The 16,176-nt window shown below is 55.8% G+C and carries 14 protein-coding genes; 5 read left to right on the top strand and 9 right to left on the bottom strand.

The features are described from left to right. Nucleotides 1-182: 182 nt before the first annotated feature. Nucleotides 183-1,163, bottom strand: a complete 981-nt coding sequence (locus tag AAF465_10965) for a spondin domain-containing protein (GenBank protein MEM7083243.1) — start codon at nt 1,161-1,163, stop codon at nt 183-185. A gap of 387 nt (nt 1,164-1,550) precedes the next feature. Here AAF465_10965 and hutC point away from each other — a divergent pair, with 387 nt between their 5' ends. Then, nucleotides 1,551-2,351 carry a histidine utilization repressor gene (gene hutC, locus AAF465_10960; protein ID MEM7083242.1) on the top strand — a complete coding sequence of 267 codons (801 nt, stop codon included), beginning with the start codon at nt 1,551-1,553 and terminating at the stop codon, nt 2,349-2,351. Nucleotides 2,352-2,433: 82 nt separating this feature from the next. On the opposite strand, the gene hutI is transcribed toward hutC, so the two are convergent. The 4 genes from hutI to AAF465_10940 all read right to left on the bottom strand — a co-directional run bounded on the left by hutI (nt 2,434) and on the right by AAF465_10940 (nt 7,228). After that, a complete protein-coding gene (gene hutI / locus AAF465_10955; protein MEM7083241.1) occupies nt 2,434-3,681 on the bottom strand; it encodes an imidazolonepropionase in 1,248 nt (415 codons plus the stop codon). Between the two features lie 3 nt (nt 3,682-3,684). Continuing rightward, nucleotides 3,685-4,260 carry a peptide deformylase gene (gene def, locus AAF465_10950; GenBank protein ID MEM7083240.1) on the bottom strand — a complete coding sequence of 192 codons (576 nt, stop codon included), beginning with the start codon at nt 4,258-4,260 and terminating at the stop codon, nt 3,685-3,687. An 80-nt stretch (nt 4,261-4,340) separates the two neighbouring features. After that, the gene (gene hutH / locus AAF465_10945) at nt 4,341-5,864 is read right to left on the bottom strand and encodes a histidine ammonia-lyase (GenBank protein MEM7083239.1); all 1,524 of its coding nucleotides are present in this window, start codon (nt 5,862-5,864) and stop codon (nt 4,341-4,343) included. Further along, on the bottom strand, nt 5,861-7,228 hold the full coding sequence (locus AAF465_10940; protein MEM7083238.1) for a formimidoylglutamate deiminase: 1,368 nt from the start codon (nt 7,226-7,228) through the stop codon (nt 5,861-5,863). Before AAF465_10940 ends, hutH begins: the two co-directional genes overlap by 4 nt. A gap of 297 nt (nt 7,229-7,525) precedes the next feature. On the opposite strand from AAF465_10940, the gene hutU reads away from it, so the two are divergent. From hutU to AAF465_10920, 4 genes are all read left to right on the top strand, one after another. Then, nucleotides 7,526-9,199, top strand: a complete 1,674-nt coding sequence (hutU, locus tag AAF465_10935; protein MEM7083237.1) for a urocanate hydratase — start codon at nt 7,526-7,528, stop codon at nt 9,197-9,199. A 247-nt stretch (nt 9,200-9,446) separates the two neighbouring features. Next, nucleotides 9,447-10,211 carry a phytanoyl-CoA dioxygenase family protein gene (locus AAF465_10930; protein ID MEM7083236.1) on the top strand — a complete coding sequence of 255 codons (765 nt, stop codon included), beginning with the start codon at nt 9,447-9,449 and terminating at the stop codon, nt 10,209-10,211. A gap of 38 nt (nt 10,212-10,249) precedes the next feature. Continuing rightward, nucleotides 10,250-10,495: a hypothetical protein gene (locus AAF465_10925; GenBank protein ID MEM7083235.1), complete on the top strand. Its 246-nt coding sequence runs from the start codon at nt 10,250-10,252 to the stop codon at nt 10,493-10,495. 8 nt (nt 10,496-10,503) lie between these two features. Continuing rightward, nucleotides 10,504-10,941 (top strand): hypothetical protein, encoded by a 438-nt coding sequence (locus AAF465_10920; GenBank protein ID MEM7083234.1) that lies wholly within the window; start codon nt 10,504-10,506, stop codon nt 10,939-10,941. Here AAF465_10920 and AAF465_10915 read toward each other — a convergent pair. The 4 genes from AAF465_10915 to AAF465_10900 all read right to left on the bottom strand — a co-directional run. Further along, complete coding sequence (locus AAF465_10915) at nt 10,931-11,950, bottom strand: aminotransferase class I/II-fold pyridoxal phosphate-dependent enzyme (protein ID MEM7083233.1); 1,020 nt, start codon at nt 11,948-11,950, stop codon at nt 10,931-10,933. The genes AAF465_10920 and AAF465_10915 overlap by 11 nt on opposite strands. Before the next feature lie 213 nt (nt 11,951-12,163). Next, nucleotides 12,164-13,690, bottom strand: coding sequence for an FAD-binding domain-containing protein (locus AAF465_10910; protein MEM7083232.1), 1,527 nt, complete (start codon nt 13,688-13,690; stop codon nt 12,164-12,166). A 202-nt stretch (nt 13,691-13,892) separates the two neighbouring features. Beyond that, nucleotides 13,893-14,585 carry an SDR family oxidoreductase gene (locus tag AAF465_10905; GenBank protein ID MEM7083231.1) on the bottom strand — a complete coding sequence of 231 codons (693 nt, stop codon included), beginning with the start codon at nt 14,583-14,585 and terminating at the stop codon, nt 13,893-13,895. Nucleotides 14,586-15,115: 530 nt separating this feature from the next. Further along, a partial coding sequence (locus AAF465_10900; GenBank protein MEM7083230.1) for a hypothetical protein occupies nt 15,116-16,176 on the bottom strand: 1,061 nt, incomplete at its 5' end.

Genomic DNA, 16,176 nt, shown 5'->3' with positions numbered 1-16,176 from the left:
TGAGTGGCGCATAAAAAAGCGCGCGGCGAAACACCGCGCGCTTTTGGTTTCTGATCGGGGCTGAATATTGAACTACGGCTAACGTTGTTCCCAGTAGACGGTAGGCAAGTCAAATTCAGACCGAGTCGCCGAGGCAGCCAGCGCCGCACGAATGCAATGGATCAGAAAAGCGGTCGATTGTGTCACGGTATGCAGGCTCCTGCGGCGCTCGGGCCAGGCGCGGATAGGAACGCATCACGTAGGACGGTCACGTCGATAAAGTTAACCGCGCCGTCGCCATTAAAATCAAACAGCGCATTGGTGCCGAGAAACTCGGTCGAAAATGCGGATAAATCGATGAAGTTCACCACGCAGTCGTTGTTCACATCCGGATCACACGCGTTGCCAAAGCCATCTGCATCCGTGTCGGTCTGATCCGCGTTGGCGACAAGTTGACAGTTGTCGAGTGAATCACCGACACCGTCAGCGTCGGCGTCTAGATCGTCTTCGACACTCAGAAGTTCAAACGTAAACGAGCCGATGATGTCGACATCAACAGTGCGTTCATACGCGCCGTTACCCGTGTTGTACGTAAGATGTGAAATCGGCTCGATGGGTGAGGTCGGTGGGTTACTGCCACTTGGAATCAAACCTTCTTCCGTTCCAGCGTCGTACATAAACAGTGGAATCTGCAGCGAGCTTAGCCAGGCACCATTCGGAAACAAGTTCAGCGCACTAACACCGATAAACCAATCAGGACTCGGCGCCATCATTGATGTGATGGTGATGGCCGAGGCGTCGCTGTCGATTGTAAATTCAACGACCGTCGAGCCACAGGCCGGGTTGGTATGGTCGGCTCGGCAGAACCAGTAATTCCAAAGAAGGGGTGAGCCGCCTGCGCTTGTGATTTGATTGCGAAGCGGGACGGCATTACCCGCTTCGGCCATCGTCTCTATTTGAGACGACGCATTGGCACCGAGCGACCAAAATGAGAGGTTGGGATCGTGTGTGCCGCCACCGAGCATGGCGAAATGGTCATTGGCAGGAAAATTGGCCGGAAAATCGTTGACGGTCCAATTGTTGACTACCGTCAAGCGGTAGGTGGCCTCTGATGCGAAGGCGGCGACACCCATCACACACGCAACCAGTGCGAGTGCGGGGCGAAAAACAGTTTGGTTAAACATGGTGGGCTCCCTGATTATTCGTGTCCGTCATGAGGCGACCCGATGTGCCGGTTCGTCATGACTTGGTCACTTCCCAATTTGCGTGTTCTGAATCAGTAACTCGTGGATTATGACACCCAAAGCCTATCCCCAAATTGTTACAGAAGTATCACTTGATCGCCACCGACGAGGCGGGGGTGGGTAGCGCGGCCCGTTTTGTGATTGAACCGGTCTTAAGGTACTCGTTTGCGTTCCTGGTGCGCGTCGTCGGTTGTTGGCGTTGACCACAATGAATGGCGCAACGCGCGGGGCTAACGCCCGTTCCTGATCAGCAAACTGAGCACAAAGCAAGAATTCGATTCAAGACGTTACGCTCATACGCGGCGGAGATTCGATGGTACGCGCGTCGTGGCACGTGCGACCGGCGCACCGGGTTGTTACACTCGATGGGCAGGCGTCGTTGCGCCGCTTTTCATCGTGAGCAGTCTATTGGCCAAAGACCCACAAAGTAAGCCGCTCTACCAGCAAGTAAAGAATTTCATTGCGGACAAGATATTTACCGGTGAGCTAGCGCCCGATGCGCGGGTGCCGTCTGAGAACGAGCTGGTGCGGCTGTTCGGCGTGTCGCGAATGACCGCCAATCGCGCGCTGAGCGAACTCACTACCGAAGGCCTACTCAATCGTATCCATGGTGTGGGAACGTTTGTGGCTCAAACGCAGACGACAGGTCATCTCTTGCGGGTCAAAAGTATTGCCGAAGAGGTCAAGGAGCGCGGCCGTACCTACAGTTTTGAGGTCATCAAAAACGAATTGGAGGTCCCGCCGCGTGAAGTGTCATCCTGGATGGGGCTCGACGTGGATGAGCCCGCCTTTCGAACGGAGATCGTGCACATGGAGAACGACGTGCCTTTGCAGTTTGAAAAGCGTTTTGTGAGCCCGGCCAGTGTGCCGACCTATTCGGTCATCGATCTTGCGCGCACCACACCCAGCGAGTTCTTATTGGCGAACGTGCCGCTGCAGCGCGTTGAGCACAAAGTACGAGCGCTCATGCCCACGTCGGAAATTCAGGAAGCGTTGGCGATGAGCTCGGCCATTCCTTGTCTACTGCTCGAGCGCAAAACCTGGTCTCGCGACACGCCGGTATCGTATGTTGATCTTTATCATCGAGGTGATCAGTACGCGCTGTCCGATTCGTTTAATCAGTCTTGATCGGGCCGCAGGCGTCGACGAGGTGGTGATTGTTAGGATGTCGACAGGACGCTGACGCGTTCAACGCATTAAACAGGCCGCGCTACCAGGAATTGAACCGACCGTTGTAATACGCCCCCAGACACAGGTCGCCACCGATGGCGTAGCTGAGATCGGCTGGGTGGTCGGTGTCCCATAGCGCGATATTGGCACGTTTGCCCACGGCAAGCGTGCCGACCTCGTCGGCGAGTCCTAACGCTTGGGCGGCATGGCGTGTGACGCCGGTCAGTGCTTCTTCTGGTGTTAAGCCGAATAACACGCACCCCATATTGAGCACCAGCGAGAACGACAGCATCGGTGAGCTACCGGGATTATGATCGCTTGCCAGCGCAATCGGTACGCCGTTTGCCCGAAAGGCGTCGAGCGGAGGCAGCTGCGTTTCGTTAAGAAAATAGAACGCGCCGGGCGACAGTACGGCCACGGTGTTGTTCGCAGCGAGCACGGCGACGTCTTCGACTGACAAGTACTCCAGATGGTCGACTGAGAGCGCGTTATGACGTGCGGCCATCGCGGCACCGCGTTGATTGCTAAGCTGTTCGGCATGGAGTTTCACGGGCAGGTTGTGCGCTCGGGCTGCCTTAAACACACGTTCGACTTGTTCGCGCGAGAACGCGATGTTCTCGCAAAAGGCGTCAACGCAATCGGCGAGGTTGTGCCGGGCTACGGCAGGCAGCATGTCGTTGCAGACAAGCGTAATGTAGTCGTCGGAACGATCCTGATACTCCGGCGGAATGGCGTGCGCGCCTAGAAACGTGGTCACAACGTCGACTGGAAACGTATCTCCAAGTTTTCGCGCGACGCGCAGCATCTTGAGTTCCGTTCCGGTATCGAGTCCGTAACCGGACTTAATTTCGATGGTGGTCACGCCCTGGCGCATGAATTGTTTGAGGCGTGCTGCGGCCAGGTCAAACAGATGCTCATCGCTCGCTTCTCGCGTGGCATTCACGGTGGAGATGATGCCACCTCCGGCCTTTGCGATGTCGGCGTAGCTTGCGCCGTTTAGGCGTTGTTCAAACTCACGCGCGCGATTGTCGCCGTATACAAGATGCGTATGGCAATCGACCAGTCCGGGGGTGATGAGTTTGCCGCGACAGTCGATACGCAGATCGCAGTCAATTGAGTCCGGCACGGCGTCGTTGTGACCGATCCAAGCGATGCGCTCATTCTGAAAGGCAATGGCGCCATCTCGTATGAGCCCATAGGCGGAGGGCGATTGCACCATGGTGGCAATTTTCGCGTTGTAGAGCAGCATGTTTGCCCTTGGCGTGTGCGGTTTTGCCGGGGATTTCATGGCCTAACTTCCCCAGCGCTCAACGAGGGCGCGCACTTTGCGCGCGTAGTCTTCTTCTTGAAATTCCTTAAAGACCTGCCAAGAGCTGAACGACGTGGGGTCGGTTACACGATGTGGAAACAAAACGCCGTCGAGATGGTCATTTTCGTGTTGCCAGGTGCAGGCTGAATAGCCGCGAATCGTCTCGCTGATCGCATCGCCGTCACGGTTGTAATAGTTCACACGAATTTCTGCGTAGCGCTCGACATTGCCGCGTATATTTGGCACCGATAAGCAGCCTTCGTTCGACACAAATATCTCATCACTCAAAATACGGATGTCTGGATTGATCACAACCGTCAGCGGTACCCGCGGTTTATACGGGTATCGGGGGTTATCACCGATCTCAATGACAAATAAGCGATACGGAATGCCGATCTGGTTCGCCGCAATACCGGCACCGTTGGCATCGCGCATCGTATCGATCATGTCCGTAATCCATCCCTGCACTTTGGGCGATTGGATAGACGCCGGATCCACTTCCTGCGCGCGCGCGGCGAGAATAGGGTGACCGATCTGCAATATCTCGCGGATTGCCATAATCAATGCTCAAAAAAGGGTTGATGCAAATACAAATCTCAGTATGGCAAAAAGACCCGACTCATGACGTGATCATTTCATCATCTTTGAATATAGCCGTTCGCCCAATCGCCAAAGGTGTTGTTTGATATAAGATCAGCAATCGCCTCTAGATCCGGCTGAAAGTAGCGATCGTGATCCCAATACGCCGCGACTTCGCGGACTTTTTGCCAATACGTTTCCAATGTGTCGTTGGAACGCAGAGGTCGCCGAAGCTCAATGCCTTGGCAGCTCGCAAGAATTTCAACGGCCACAACATAACGTGTATTGAGGTTCATATCCGTGAGTCGCCGTGCCGCGAAGGTGGCCATACTCACATGGTCTTCTTGATTGGCCGATGTGGGTAGGCTATCGACGCTCGCCGGATGGGCAAGACTCTTGTTCTCACTCGCCAAGGCTGCGGAAGTGACCTGTGCAATCATAAACCCACTGTTAACGCCCGCATCTTTCACAAGAAATGCTGGCAAGCTGCTCATGTTGGCATCGAGTAGTAGCGCCATACGGCGCTCAGACATTGCGCCAATTTCGGCAATGGCAAGCGCGATATTGTCAGCGGCAAACGCGATGGGTTGCGCATGGAAATTGCCACCAGACAAAATGTCGCCCTCATCGGTGAAGATCAACGGGTTATCGGACACCGCATTGGCTTCGATTTCGATGGTCGTGGCTGCATGGCTCAACTGCTCCAGGCAGGCACCCATGACCTGGGGCTGACACCGTAGGGAGTAGGGGTCCTGCACCTTTGCGCACCCTTCATGACTCAATCCGATTTGGCTCTCGGCGAGCAACTGGCGATAGATGCGGGCAGCCTCAATCTGACCGGGCTGGCCGCGCACGGCCTGAATGCGCGGATCAAATGGTGTGCGGCTACCCAGCGCCGCTTCGACCGTTAAACTGCCGGCGACAAACGCCGCGTTGATGTTTTGTTCGGCTTCAAATAAGCCCTTGAGAGCGAGCGCCGTGGACACTTGCGTACCGTTTAACAGGGCCAAGCCCTCTTTGGCGGCGAGCTCGATGGGGGACAAGCCGGCGCTGGCTAGAGCTGCCTGACTGTCGACCAGCGATCCGTTTTCAAACACTTTGCCCTGGCCGATAATCGGCAGGCTCATGTGGGCGAGTGGCGCCAGGTCACCGGACGCGCCGACAGATCCTTTTTCCGGAATGGCGGGCAGCAAATTTTGGTTGTGCAGATTGAGTAACAGCTCAATCACCTTACGGCGCACACCCGACACGCCTCGAGCCAGGCCGTTGAGTTTGAGCAATAATATAAGGCGTACGGTGGCCGCATCGAGAAACTCACCGACGCCGGTCGCATGCGACAACAACAGATTATGCTGCAGCTCCGTGAGTTGATCTTTGTCGATGTGTTGTTGCGCCAGGCGACCAAAGCCGGTGTTGACGCCATAGACGATATCGCCGCCTTCCACTTTTTGATGCACGACGCGTTGCGCCCGATCGATCGCGTTCCAGGCGTCGTCAGCAAGTTGAACCGTGTGGCGACTGAAATAGGCGCGACGCAAGTCGACAAGCGTCAGTTTGCCGGGCTGTAAGATGAGCGTATTCATAGTGAGGATCGCAGTGAAGTCAGCGTGGTGCGAAATCGGTGAGCAGCGTCCTGCTCATCGCGATGATGGCCTTGGTCAATGACTTTCTGACCATCGACGTAGACGTCTGTAATCGTGTTGGTATTGCCGGAAAACACATAGCTGTCGAGCATTGCTTCTGGATCGCGCTCGACCAGCAGCGGATGCTGTGTATCGAGCACCACCATATCGGCTTGCATACCCGGTGCCAGCACGCCGGCCCGGTGGCCGCAGGCGCGAGCGCCATCCGATGCGGCGGCTTGATACAGGCGTAGCCCGGTGTGACGACTTGCCTCGGCGCACAAAAGGTTGCGACCTTGATGCCGCAACCGCTGGCCATATTCCAACCACCGAAGCTCTTCGACGGGGGATACCGAGATATGGCTGTCAGAACCAATACCAAATGCGCCTTCTTGATGGAGATAGTCGACGGCGTTAAACAATCCATCGCCTAGATTTGCTTCGGTGGTCGGACACAGTCCCGCTACCGCGCCGCTTTTGGCTAAACGCGTGGTTTCTCGATCGTCCAGGTGCGTGGCGTGAATCAAACACCAGTTGGACGTTACTGGAAAACGATCGAATAGGAATTCAACCGGGCGTGCGCCACTCCAAGCCAGGCAATCGTCGACTTCTTTTTGCTGTTCGGCGATATGAATGTGAATCGGCCGCTCGTCGAGTACATCGAGCTGCCCCGCGATACGCTCGAACGTCTGAGTATCAACGGCGCGTAGCGAATGGAGGGCGATGCCGCAGTTGGCGTTGCCCGTGCTTTGAGCGTCCACTTGGCTCACCAACTGTACGTAGTCGTCGGGTAAATTAAAAAAGCGACGCTGCTGTTCGCTCACGGGTTGTCGGTTGAAACCACCAAACTGATAGTGCACGGGCAGACTCGTGATGCCGATACCGGCATCCCGCGCCGCGTCGATGGTGTGCAAAGTCATCGTGGCCCGTTCGTCATAGGGCGTGCCGTCGGGTTGATGGTGCAGATACTGAAATTCGGCGACGCGCGTATAGCCCACTTTAAGCATCTCGATGTAAAGCTGGCGCGCGACGGCGTAAAGGTGTTCGGGTTCGAAGTGATCGAGAAAACCATACATGATTTTTCGCCACGTCCAGAAACTGTCGGTGACACCAGATTGGCCTGAGGCGTGTTCAGCGAGCCCCGCCATCGCGCGTTGGTGTGCATGCGAGTGGAGATTGGCCATGCCCGGCAGCGCCAATCCTGCGGCCCCGGTTTGTGCGCTATTTGGGGTGACGCGCGTAATCCTGCCATCGTCGATTTCGATGGCCACGTTGCGCGCCAGGCCGTCCGGCAGCAGGGCGAATTCGAACGCGTGGATTGACATAATATCAGTGTATCCCGAGGGGCGACGTTTTCCCGAGTAAATCACAGGTGTTTTAACTTGTCTATACAAGTTTGCGATGCTAGCCTGCGGACTCAGCGAGATCACGTCGAACACGGTTAATTTGGCGTTGACGCGCGCTCAACCCCACCGACGGGCAGCGCGTCGACTTGCCCTAGTGGGGCCCAACCTGTCGAGGGGCGGCCGATGTTGTGCGCCACGTTTAGCGTGCCACGCGCCGCACAAGCGAGCGTCGACGAATGGTCCGGCGCACTCTGTTCGTTAAACAAGGTAGTCATCATGTCCTCAAAAACTCGCGTCGATACCGGTCGCACCATCCGTGCTCCGCGCGGCAACGCACTCAATTGCAAAAGCTGGCTCACCGAAGCACCGTTTCGCATGTTGCAAAACAATCTGGACGCGGAGGTCGCCGAGCGCCCAGAGGAGCTTGTTGTGTATGGGGGTATCGGCAAAGCGGCGCGCAACTGGGAGGCGTTTGACCAAATCTTGTCGACCCTTAAAACGCTGGAGGACGACGAGAGTCTGTGCGTGCAGTCGGGCAAGCCGGTGGGCGTTTTCAAAACCCACGTGGACGCCCCCCGCGTGCTGATCGCCAATTCCAATCTCGTACCCGCCTGGGCGACATGGGAACATTTCAATGCGCTCGATAAAAACGACTTAATGATGTATGGCCAGATGACGGCGGGCAGTTGGATCTACATCGGCTCGCAGGGCATCGTGCAAGGCACGTATGAAACGTTCGTCGAGGCCGCCCGTCAGCATTTTAATGGCGATGCGCACGGTAAGTGGATTCTCACTGCAGGCCTGGGCGGTATGGGGGGTGCCCAACCGCTCGCCGCCACCATGGCCGGCTTCTCGTGTTTAGCGATTGAATGCGATCAAACCCGAATCGATTTTCGTTTAGGCAATCGCTATCTGGATACCCAGGCTGCAACGGTCGATGAGGCGTTGAAACGTATTGAACAGGCACACGCGGAAGGCAAAGCGATTTCGGTCGGCGTGCTGGGTAATGCGGCGGAAGTCTTGCCGCATATGGTCAAACAGGGTATTCGACCTGACCTGGTGACCGACCAAACCTCGGCGCACGATCCGGTCAATGGTTATTTACCGGTGGGCTGGTCTGTCGAGCAATGGCACCGTGAACGACGCGATCATCCAGACAAGGTGGCCGCTGCTGCGCGAGCATCGATGGCCGAGCATGTCAAAGCCATGCTGGCGTATCACCAGCAGGGTATTCCGACCGTGGATTACGGCAATAATATTCGGCAGGAGGCAAAAAACGAGGGCGTTGATAACGCGTTTGATTTCCCAGGTTTTGTGCCGGCGTACATTCGGCCACTGTTTTGCCGTGGTATCGGCCCGTTTCGCTGGGTTGCCCTGTCGGGCGATCCGGAAGATATTTATAAGACCGATGCCAAAGTGAAGGAGCTCATGCCAAACGACAAACACCTTCACAACTGGCTCGACATGGCCAGGGAGCGCATCGATTTCCAGGGATTGCCAGCGCGCATTTGTTGGGTAGGGCTCGGCGATCGCGATCGTTTGGGTCTGGCCTTTAACGACATGGTGAAGTCCGGTGAGCTCAGCGCGCCGGTTGTAATTGGTCGTGATCATCTCGATTCCGGTTCGGTCACTAGCCCAAACCGCGAGACCGAGGCGATGTTGGATGGCTCCGATGCGGTGTCCGATTGGACGATGCTCAATCTCATGTTGAGCACCGCTGGTGGCGCCACGTGGGTGTCCTTGCATCATGGTGGAGGGGTCGGCATGGGCTACTCCCAACACGCCGGGTTGGTGATCTGTTGTGACGGCACCGACGCGGCTGCATCGCGTATTAAACGAGTGCTGTGGAATGATCCCGCATCTGGCGTGATGCGTCATGCCGACGCCGGCTATGACATCGCGCGCGACTGTGCACGTGAGCATAAGCTGAATTTGCCCTCGCTCGACTGATTGCGGCTGCACCCAACGCATCGTCCGCCGACGGTCAGATGGGTGCGGCGGATAGGACCGCCCGTGCGCAGTGAACGTCAACGTCAGCGCGAAGGTTGAGTGCGGTGAGTGCGAATCGATAGGGCGTCTACAGGCGTCGGCGCATCAGCCTGTCAATTCGGAATGATCGACACTGATCGGTCGCTTTGTTGGATCGCACGCTGACTATGCGGCGTCGCATCGGGTGTGCGATAGTTTCCATGCAGGTATGAGCACAGTCTACGAACAGCATGGCTATCGGTTGCATAAGGCGTTATTCGCGCCTTCTGAACTCGCCCCCGTGCACGCGGTACTCACGCGCTTTCACGCCGCCTGGCTTGAAGACAACGCCGATTTCTATGCGTCGCGTGCCATCAACAGCGCCAACTTAACGGCGACGCGCTACCTCGATGACGAGGCACGCATGACGCTGTTTCGCTTTGTGGGTAGCCAAGCGGTTCGCGATGTCGTGCTAGATGTATTGCCTCAAGGCGCGATGTTTATCAACACGCAGCTTTTCTTTGATCCAGCCAATGCCTCGCTCGACAACTATTGGCACCGTGACAGTCAATACAACGAGACGAGCATCGACGCCCAAAAGCGGGCGCTCAAGGAGCACGATCCGCTGCATCTGCGCATCGCATTTAAACCGGAGCGCGGCATCTCTTTAGTGCCGGGGACCCACCGCCGATGGGACACCGATCACGAGTTTGACGTGCGCATGGGGCGCAACGGCTGTGCGGTGCACGACGACCTCGATGACGCTGTCGATGTGGCGCTCGAACCCGGTGACGGTCTGTTGTTTTCGGCGGCGATGATTCATCGCGGACTGTATGGAGGCGACCGCTTGGCGTTTGATCTGTTGTTTAGCAACATTGATCCAACCTTCGCGTCGTTTGTTGACCCTGATTGCTTGCCGAGCGCCGCGCAGCTCGTTGATCTAGACTGGCCGGCGCCCTTTGCCGCAACCCGAGATCTAATCGAGGGTTGTTGAGTATTGTTATTTTGTTACCAAGGTAGTATGGTAGCTCAATGAGTAAAAAAATTGAGCGCGTACAAACCGGTGTGCGCATTGAAAAACGCATGCTTAAAGTGCTGAAGGGGCTGGCCGAGCAGCTTGATCTGTCGCTGGGCGACTTGCTCGAGGGCATGACGCTGCATTGTTTTGAGGGAAAGCCACCGTTCTCGGAGGCGACGCTTGAAAAAATCGAACAGCTCAAAGCGGTCTATGATCTGGATCTGACCGCCGACGACAGCCATACGCTAAGCGAATCGTGACGCACGCTGTGACACCACCGGACCCTGCAGACGGCGCGCTGAGTGCCATGACTCAACGTTTCATGAACGGCGAGCTGGATCCGGTCACGTTCGATCATCGCGCGCATCTTCGCGTGGCGTTTGATGTTGTACGTACCCAATCGTTTATCGAGGCGTTGCGTTGCTATCTTGCCGGGATCGATGTGTTGGTCAACCGAGCCGGCGTGCCGGAAAAACGGAACGTGACCATCACGATCGCTTTTCTGAGTCTTGTGGCGGAGCGTGTACAACGCTTCCTGTGTTTAGGTCATAGTGAGACGAGCGACGAGTGTGTATTTGAGGCGTTTTTGGCGGCTAACCCCGATCTTGAGGCCGGCAACGCGTTGCGGACTTGGTACTCTCAGGAACGACTCAACAGTGACTTTGCGCGCACCCACTTTGCGCTGCCAGATCGGGTCAACGTTTAGTCGGCACGCTCGCGAGAAACGCGATGATTTTGTCGGTGTCGGTGGCCCATGAGGTGACCAGCCGGATGGCGGTTTCGGACTCGCCGGCCTGCCACGTGTGGAAGGCGAAGTGCTGGCGAAGGGTCGACACCAGGTCATTGGGCAGAATCGGAAAGACTTGATTACTTTGCGTGCCGATCAACAACCGATAACCCTTTTCAATGAGCCCTTCCGACAGTCGATGCGCGTGGGCGTTGGCGGTTGTTGCAAGCTCAATGTACAACGATTGTTCGAATAGCGTTTCAAACTGCACGCCCAATACGCGCCCTTTTGATAGGAGCCCGCCGCGTTGTTTGATGTGAAAGGCAAAGTCGGTGGCGAGCGTCGAGTTGGGGATCACGATGGCCTCCCCCAGCAACGCGCCGCATTTCGTGCCGCCAATCCAAAAGAGATCAACGTTGGCGGCAACCGCTTTAAGACTGAGGGTGGTGCTGGCCAGCGCAACGCCCAGTCGCGCGCCATCGAGCATCAACAGCAGATTGTGCTGCCGACAATACTGACTGAGCGCGCTTAATTCGTCACCGGTATAAACCGTGCCGAGCTCCGTCGCGTTCGAGAGATAGACGAGGCGGGGTTTGGCCATATGCGGAGCGAAGGTATTGCGTTCTACCGCCGTGCGCACCGCGGCGACGGTGAGTTTGCCATCGTCGGTCGGCACGCTGATGATCTTGTGCCCAGTGGCTTCGATCGCGCCGGTTTCGTGTTGAGCGATGTGCGCCGACTGCGCGGCAATCACCGCTTCGTGAGGCCGCAAGCAGCTCGCGATGCAGATGGCATTGGCCAGCGTGCCGCTGGCCACAAAGTGAATGGCCGCGTCACCATCAAGATGTTTTTGCAGCGCGCGGCGCGCGTTGTGACTATGCGCGTCGTCGCCGTACGCGGACTGTTGCGCGGCATTGCTCGCCGTGAGCGCCTCGAGAATAAGGGGGTGCGCACCTTCACTGTAATCGTCCGTAAATCGGTACACCATGCTCAGTTAACGCTCCCAACTAAAAACCATGTGTAAAAGACGCGCGTTGGTCCCAGAAACGCGAACGCCGAGAGTGTACCTCACCGGCCGAATCCGTGTGGCGATCCTCAGTCGTTGATGTCGTGTCAGCGCGCTCAACCTGCCGTATCTGAGCGGGTGTGGTCCCTCGTGCGCCATGCCAGGCCGGCCGCGAAGGACTTTGTGTTCGGTTGTTCAATCCAAGTCGAGCTTGAGCTGCGGCAGTGACACCGCCTTTGGCCGGACGTTTCGCGCGCGTCCGCGTCCGCTCTTTCGGCTCGCGTGTTTTCGCACAATCGAGTGTGCTTGATCTTTGAAGCGATCGGAGTCTCGCACGGCCCAGAGTTTTTGCCGCGCGGCTCTGGCCGCTTCCATATGATCAACAATGGGGAGCGGGTAAGTCTTTTCGAGTAGGGATGATGCCTCGGACCAGCGCCACGGTTCATGGATGAACGCATCTGGCACTCTCGCCAGAGCTGGAATCCATGTCCGCACGAATTCACCGGTTGGATCCTGGTCGTTGCCCTGTTTGATCGGATTGTAAATGCGAATGGTATTGATACCGGTAGTGCCCGACTGCATTTGTACTTGCGGCCAGTGAATACCGGGTTCGTAGTCGGTGAAGACTCGTGCGAGGTGCTCTCCGGGTTTACGCCAGTCGAGCCACAGGTGGTAGCTTGCGACCGCCATGAGCATGGCGCGCATGCGAAAATTTATCCAACCGGTGGCCTGCAGCGATCGCATGCAGGCGTCGACAAAGGGTAGCCCTGTTTCGCCGTGGCGCCATGCATGAAGCGTGGTGGCGGGCGGTTCCGCTGTGCGCATTGCATCGTAGGCTCGATGTATATGACGCCGCTCGATATTGGGTTGATCTTCAAGTTTTTGAACGAAGTGATCGCGCCAGTGTAGCCGCGATGTGTACGACTTGAGTGATGGACGCCAGCCCTTCGTGTTCATAGACTTCAGAGCTTCTCGTCGAGCTTGCACCGCGTGGTACACCTCGCGAATCGATAGCGTGCCCCAGGCAAGGTGCGGACTGATTCGCGAGCATTGCTGAGCACCGCCAAGCGGACTGGACATCGCCTGGCGATACCACTGCCCACGCTCATGCAAAAAGGAATGGAGGCAGTCAAGGCCGTGCTCGCGACCGCCGCGTTGACGCTCCGGGCAGATGTCGGGCGCCAGCTCTAAGTCCGATGGGCTGGGCAGGTCTCCCGGTTCGATGCCGGAGACCGGTGGCAGAGAATGCGGGGGATCATGTATCGGTTGTTGAATGAACGCGTCCCAACGGGACGCCCAGCCATCGCGTGATCCCAGCCTCCGTACGACGCCGTTTTGTCGGCATTCATGCCAAACAACACCGTGTGAGGTGGACCAGTGCGCCACGCGTTTGTCGCGCTCGTAGGTCCATGCGTTGCCGGTTTCCTCGTGAGACCAGAGTACGATTGCGCCAAATCGTCGGCGCGCCCGCTCCAATACCACCTCGACGGGACCCACTCGCACGATGAGTGGTTGTCCTCGCCGCGCCAGATCATTCCGCAAAGACGTCAGGCATTCACCTAAAAACGCATAGTGGCGTGCCGAGACATCGGGCAGCTGCCAGTAGTCGGGCTCAACGACAAACAGCGGCAACACCGGGCCGCGCGCGGCCGCCGCCGTCAATGCCGCATGATCGGCTGAGCGCAGATCTCGCTTAAACCACACAATTTGAACGGCGCTCATGGTGAAGGCATGTCGTAGGTATCAGTGGGCCAATCGACGAGGTTAGGTTGGCGCACGCGATTGCGATGTGAAGACAATCGCTTCTGTTTGTTTCCCCTATAAACTCGCAGACTTATTTGGTTGTAACGGGCCGCTTACCCGGTCCGTCTACGCGTCGATTTCGAGCGCATATCGCCGCCCCGTTTGCGTACGCGAGAGGCCCCTACCAGGGGATAGGGCGCCCATCGACATCGATATACTCGCCATTTCGCGTTTCCGCTGTTTTTAATGTGTCCATCATTTGCGTCACGCTTTGTTCGACCGTAATCAGCGCATTCGGACCACCCATATCGGTCTGTACCCATCCCGGGTGCATGAGCACCACGCTGATGCCGCGATCGGCCAGATCAATCGACAGACTTTTGCCAACCATATTGAGCGCGGTTTTGGAGCTTCGATACGCGTAGCCGCCGCCGCTGCTGTTGTCCGCAATGCTACCGACTTTGCTGCTGATCAGAGCGATGAGTTTCTTGTTGCTGGCGGCCACGTGGGGAGCAAACTGTTGCGCCAGTGCGAACGGCGCGAGCGTATTCACCTCCAGCACCTGACGCCACGCGTCGAGATTAACATCGTCGAGCGACACGCGTTGTCCGTATATACCGGCATTGCTCAGCAGAATATCGATCGGCGTGTCATCAAGCTGACGCGCAAGCGCGGCCATCTGTGAGTAATCCGTCACGTCCAAGGCATGCACCTCGACCGCCTCGTGCTGCGCACTCAGCGCGGATAGTTCGGACGCGCTCTGAGGGTCGCGACAACACGCGATGACGGACCACTGCTCTTGAGCAAAAGCGTTAACAAACTGCAGGCCGATGCCGCGATTGGCGCCGGTGATCAAGACGGTCGACTGCGTCATTCAATTCCCCTTTGTTGATTAGGACCTCTGTTGATTAGGACTTCGCTGTTCACGACGTGCGAGCATGGATTGGGTGACGGTGTGGTTGTCACGGAAACGCGGTACGGCGATTCGTTCACTCAGCCACCTGTTTGGAAATGGCAACGGTTCCAGTGCGTCACGCTTATCGTCAATCGCGCGTCGGCGTTGGCGACATTCACGGCCACTGCGCCTTGGTCATTGATAGCGCTACACCTGTTCGGTGCAAACGCGCCACGCTCGCGTCGTTGCCGTTGGGATGGTTGATATCAATTGGGGCCGGGACCGTAAATTGTCCGGACTTGGATACCTTAAATTGTCCGGGCATCTAAGTTATTGATTTCACATTGTTTGCGGAGTGTTCTCAAGATCGAAATTGAAGATATCCTGTCCATTATAGATTAACTAGCCCCGTGTCTCTGAGACAGTCTTATTGCACTCAAACTAAATTATTTACAAGAGCATTGGTCAATAGGGAAAATAGAGATTTGGAGTTAGTCTGTTGAAGTGATCTAACTTGCGAGTTCTTGGAGCCTTTCATCTTCAGGAGCACGCTCAAGTAGATGCCCGAAAAACTCCTTCCATTGTGCATATGCTTGGGAGAGCAATGTATCCCAATCCATTACCCGTAAATCATCTAATTGCAGTTTCTCAACTTTCTTGCGACATTGAGGTTTCGATTTTTCGATTTTGTCGGCGACCAAATATCCCGTTAATTTTTTAAACTTCCCGGCGGTGTTCGATTCGATTGCTGCCCTTATGCAATCAGCATACGCTTCGAATCTTGATAAATGGTCGTGATCAACCGTCAGGCCAGGCCTCATGAATTCTAGGAGCAGAAGCTGATCCCCACTTGAAAACATTAGGTCAATCCGTTTTTCCCAATCTGGATCAGGTTTAAGTGGTCCAGTCCATGCTTCGGCTGCGGCTTTTTGCATTACTTGCTTTGTGCCTTTTTCAACTGCAAATGTTTCCCAATGAGGTGACACCAACCACGGATTTTTTGCAATGTAGTCCCGTGTCGCATTTTCTAATTCTTTATTCTTTATTCGCTCTTCAAGACCTCGAATTGTCTCCATTTTAGCTTTTACGGCTTCAGCTGTATGCAATGCTTGAATCGTATTTGCTTCTATTAAAATCTCTAGCAATTTATTCTCATCCAAATCGGCCGAGTCAGATAATGCGCTTATCAGTTCCTTTAGGCGCCCGCCTTCCCATGCAGTGAGTATTGCGCTTCCCAAGCTCAAAAATTGATCATTATTTATTTTCTCAATTCTCGCGAGTTGTTTAATTGCCCGCTTTACAATTTTCCCTTCAAATCTCCCTAATGCCTCGATCCTTGAAGCAAAGTTTTCGATCTTGTTTTCAAGCATGTCCTCCTTATGCTCAACACGTCTAGACTTCCAGATTCCCAATAACTGCTTAATCCTAGTTTGACCCCAGGCCTCAAGCACGATGCAGGCTTCCTTCTCCCAATTTAATCTTTGCCTTTCGGTTGCGATTACATCCTCATCCAATTCATCTAAATAATCGGCAACAATTTTGCCGGAAAGATATTCAGGCCCAGTTTGAG

The sequence above is a fragment of the Pseudomonadota bacterium genome, from assembly GCA_039028935.1.
Classification (GTDB): Bacteria; Pseudomonadota; Gammaproteobacteria; order Steroidobacterales; family SZUA-146; genus SZUA-146.
Note: the sequence above shows the minus strand (reverse complement) of the source record. Positions and strands in the feature narration are given on the sequence as shown.

Coding starts and splice junctions, on each gene's coding strand:
- hutU (MEM7083237.1), top strand. CDS start 7,526: ATGTCCTCAAAAACTCGCGTCGATACCGGTCGCACCATCCGTGCTCCG.
- AAF465_10915 (MEM7083233.1), bottom strand. CDS start 11,950: ATGGTGTACCGATTTACGGACGATTACAGTGAAGGTGCGCACCCCCTT.
- AAF465_10905 (MEM7083231.1), bottom strand. CDS start 14,585: ATGACGCAGTCGACCGTCTTGATCACCGGCGCCAATCGCGGCATCGGC.
- AAF465_10930 (MEM7083236.1), top strand. CDS start 9,447: ATGAGCACAGTCTACGAACAGCATGGCTATCGGTTGCATAAGGCGTTA.
- hutI (MEM7083241.1), bottom strand. CDS start 3,681: ATGAAATCCCCGGCAAAACCGCACACGCCAAGGGCAAACATGCTGCTC.
- AAF465_10910 (MEM7083232.1), bottom strand. CDS start 13,690: ATGAGCGCCGTTCAAATTGTGTGGTTTAAGCGAGATCTGCGCTCAGCC.
- AAF465_10925 (MEM7083235.1), top strand. CDS start 10,250: ATGAGTAAAAAAATTGAGCGCGTACAAACCGGTGTGCGCATTGAAAAA.
- def (MEM7083240.1), bottom strand. CDS start 4,260: ATGGCAATCCGCGAGATATTGCAGATCGGTCACCCTATTCTCGCCGCG.
- hutH (MEM7083239.1), bottom strand. CDS start 5,864: ATGAATACGCTCATCTTACAGCCCGGCAAACTGACGCTTGTCGACTTG.
- AAF465_10940 (MEM7083238.1), bottom strand. CDS start 7,228: ATGTCAATCCACGCGTTCGAATTCGCCCTGCTGCCGGACGGCCTGGCG.
- AAF465_10965 (MEM7083243.1), bottom strand. CDS start 1,163: ATGTTTAACCAAACTGTTTTTCGCCCCGCACTCGCACTGGTTGCGTGT.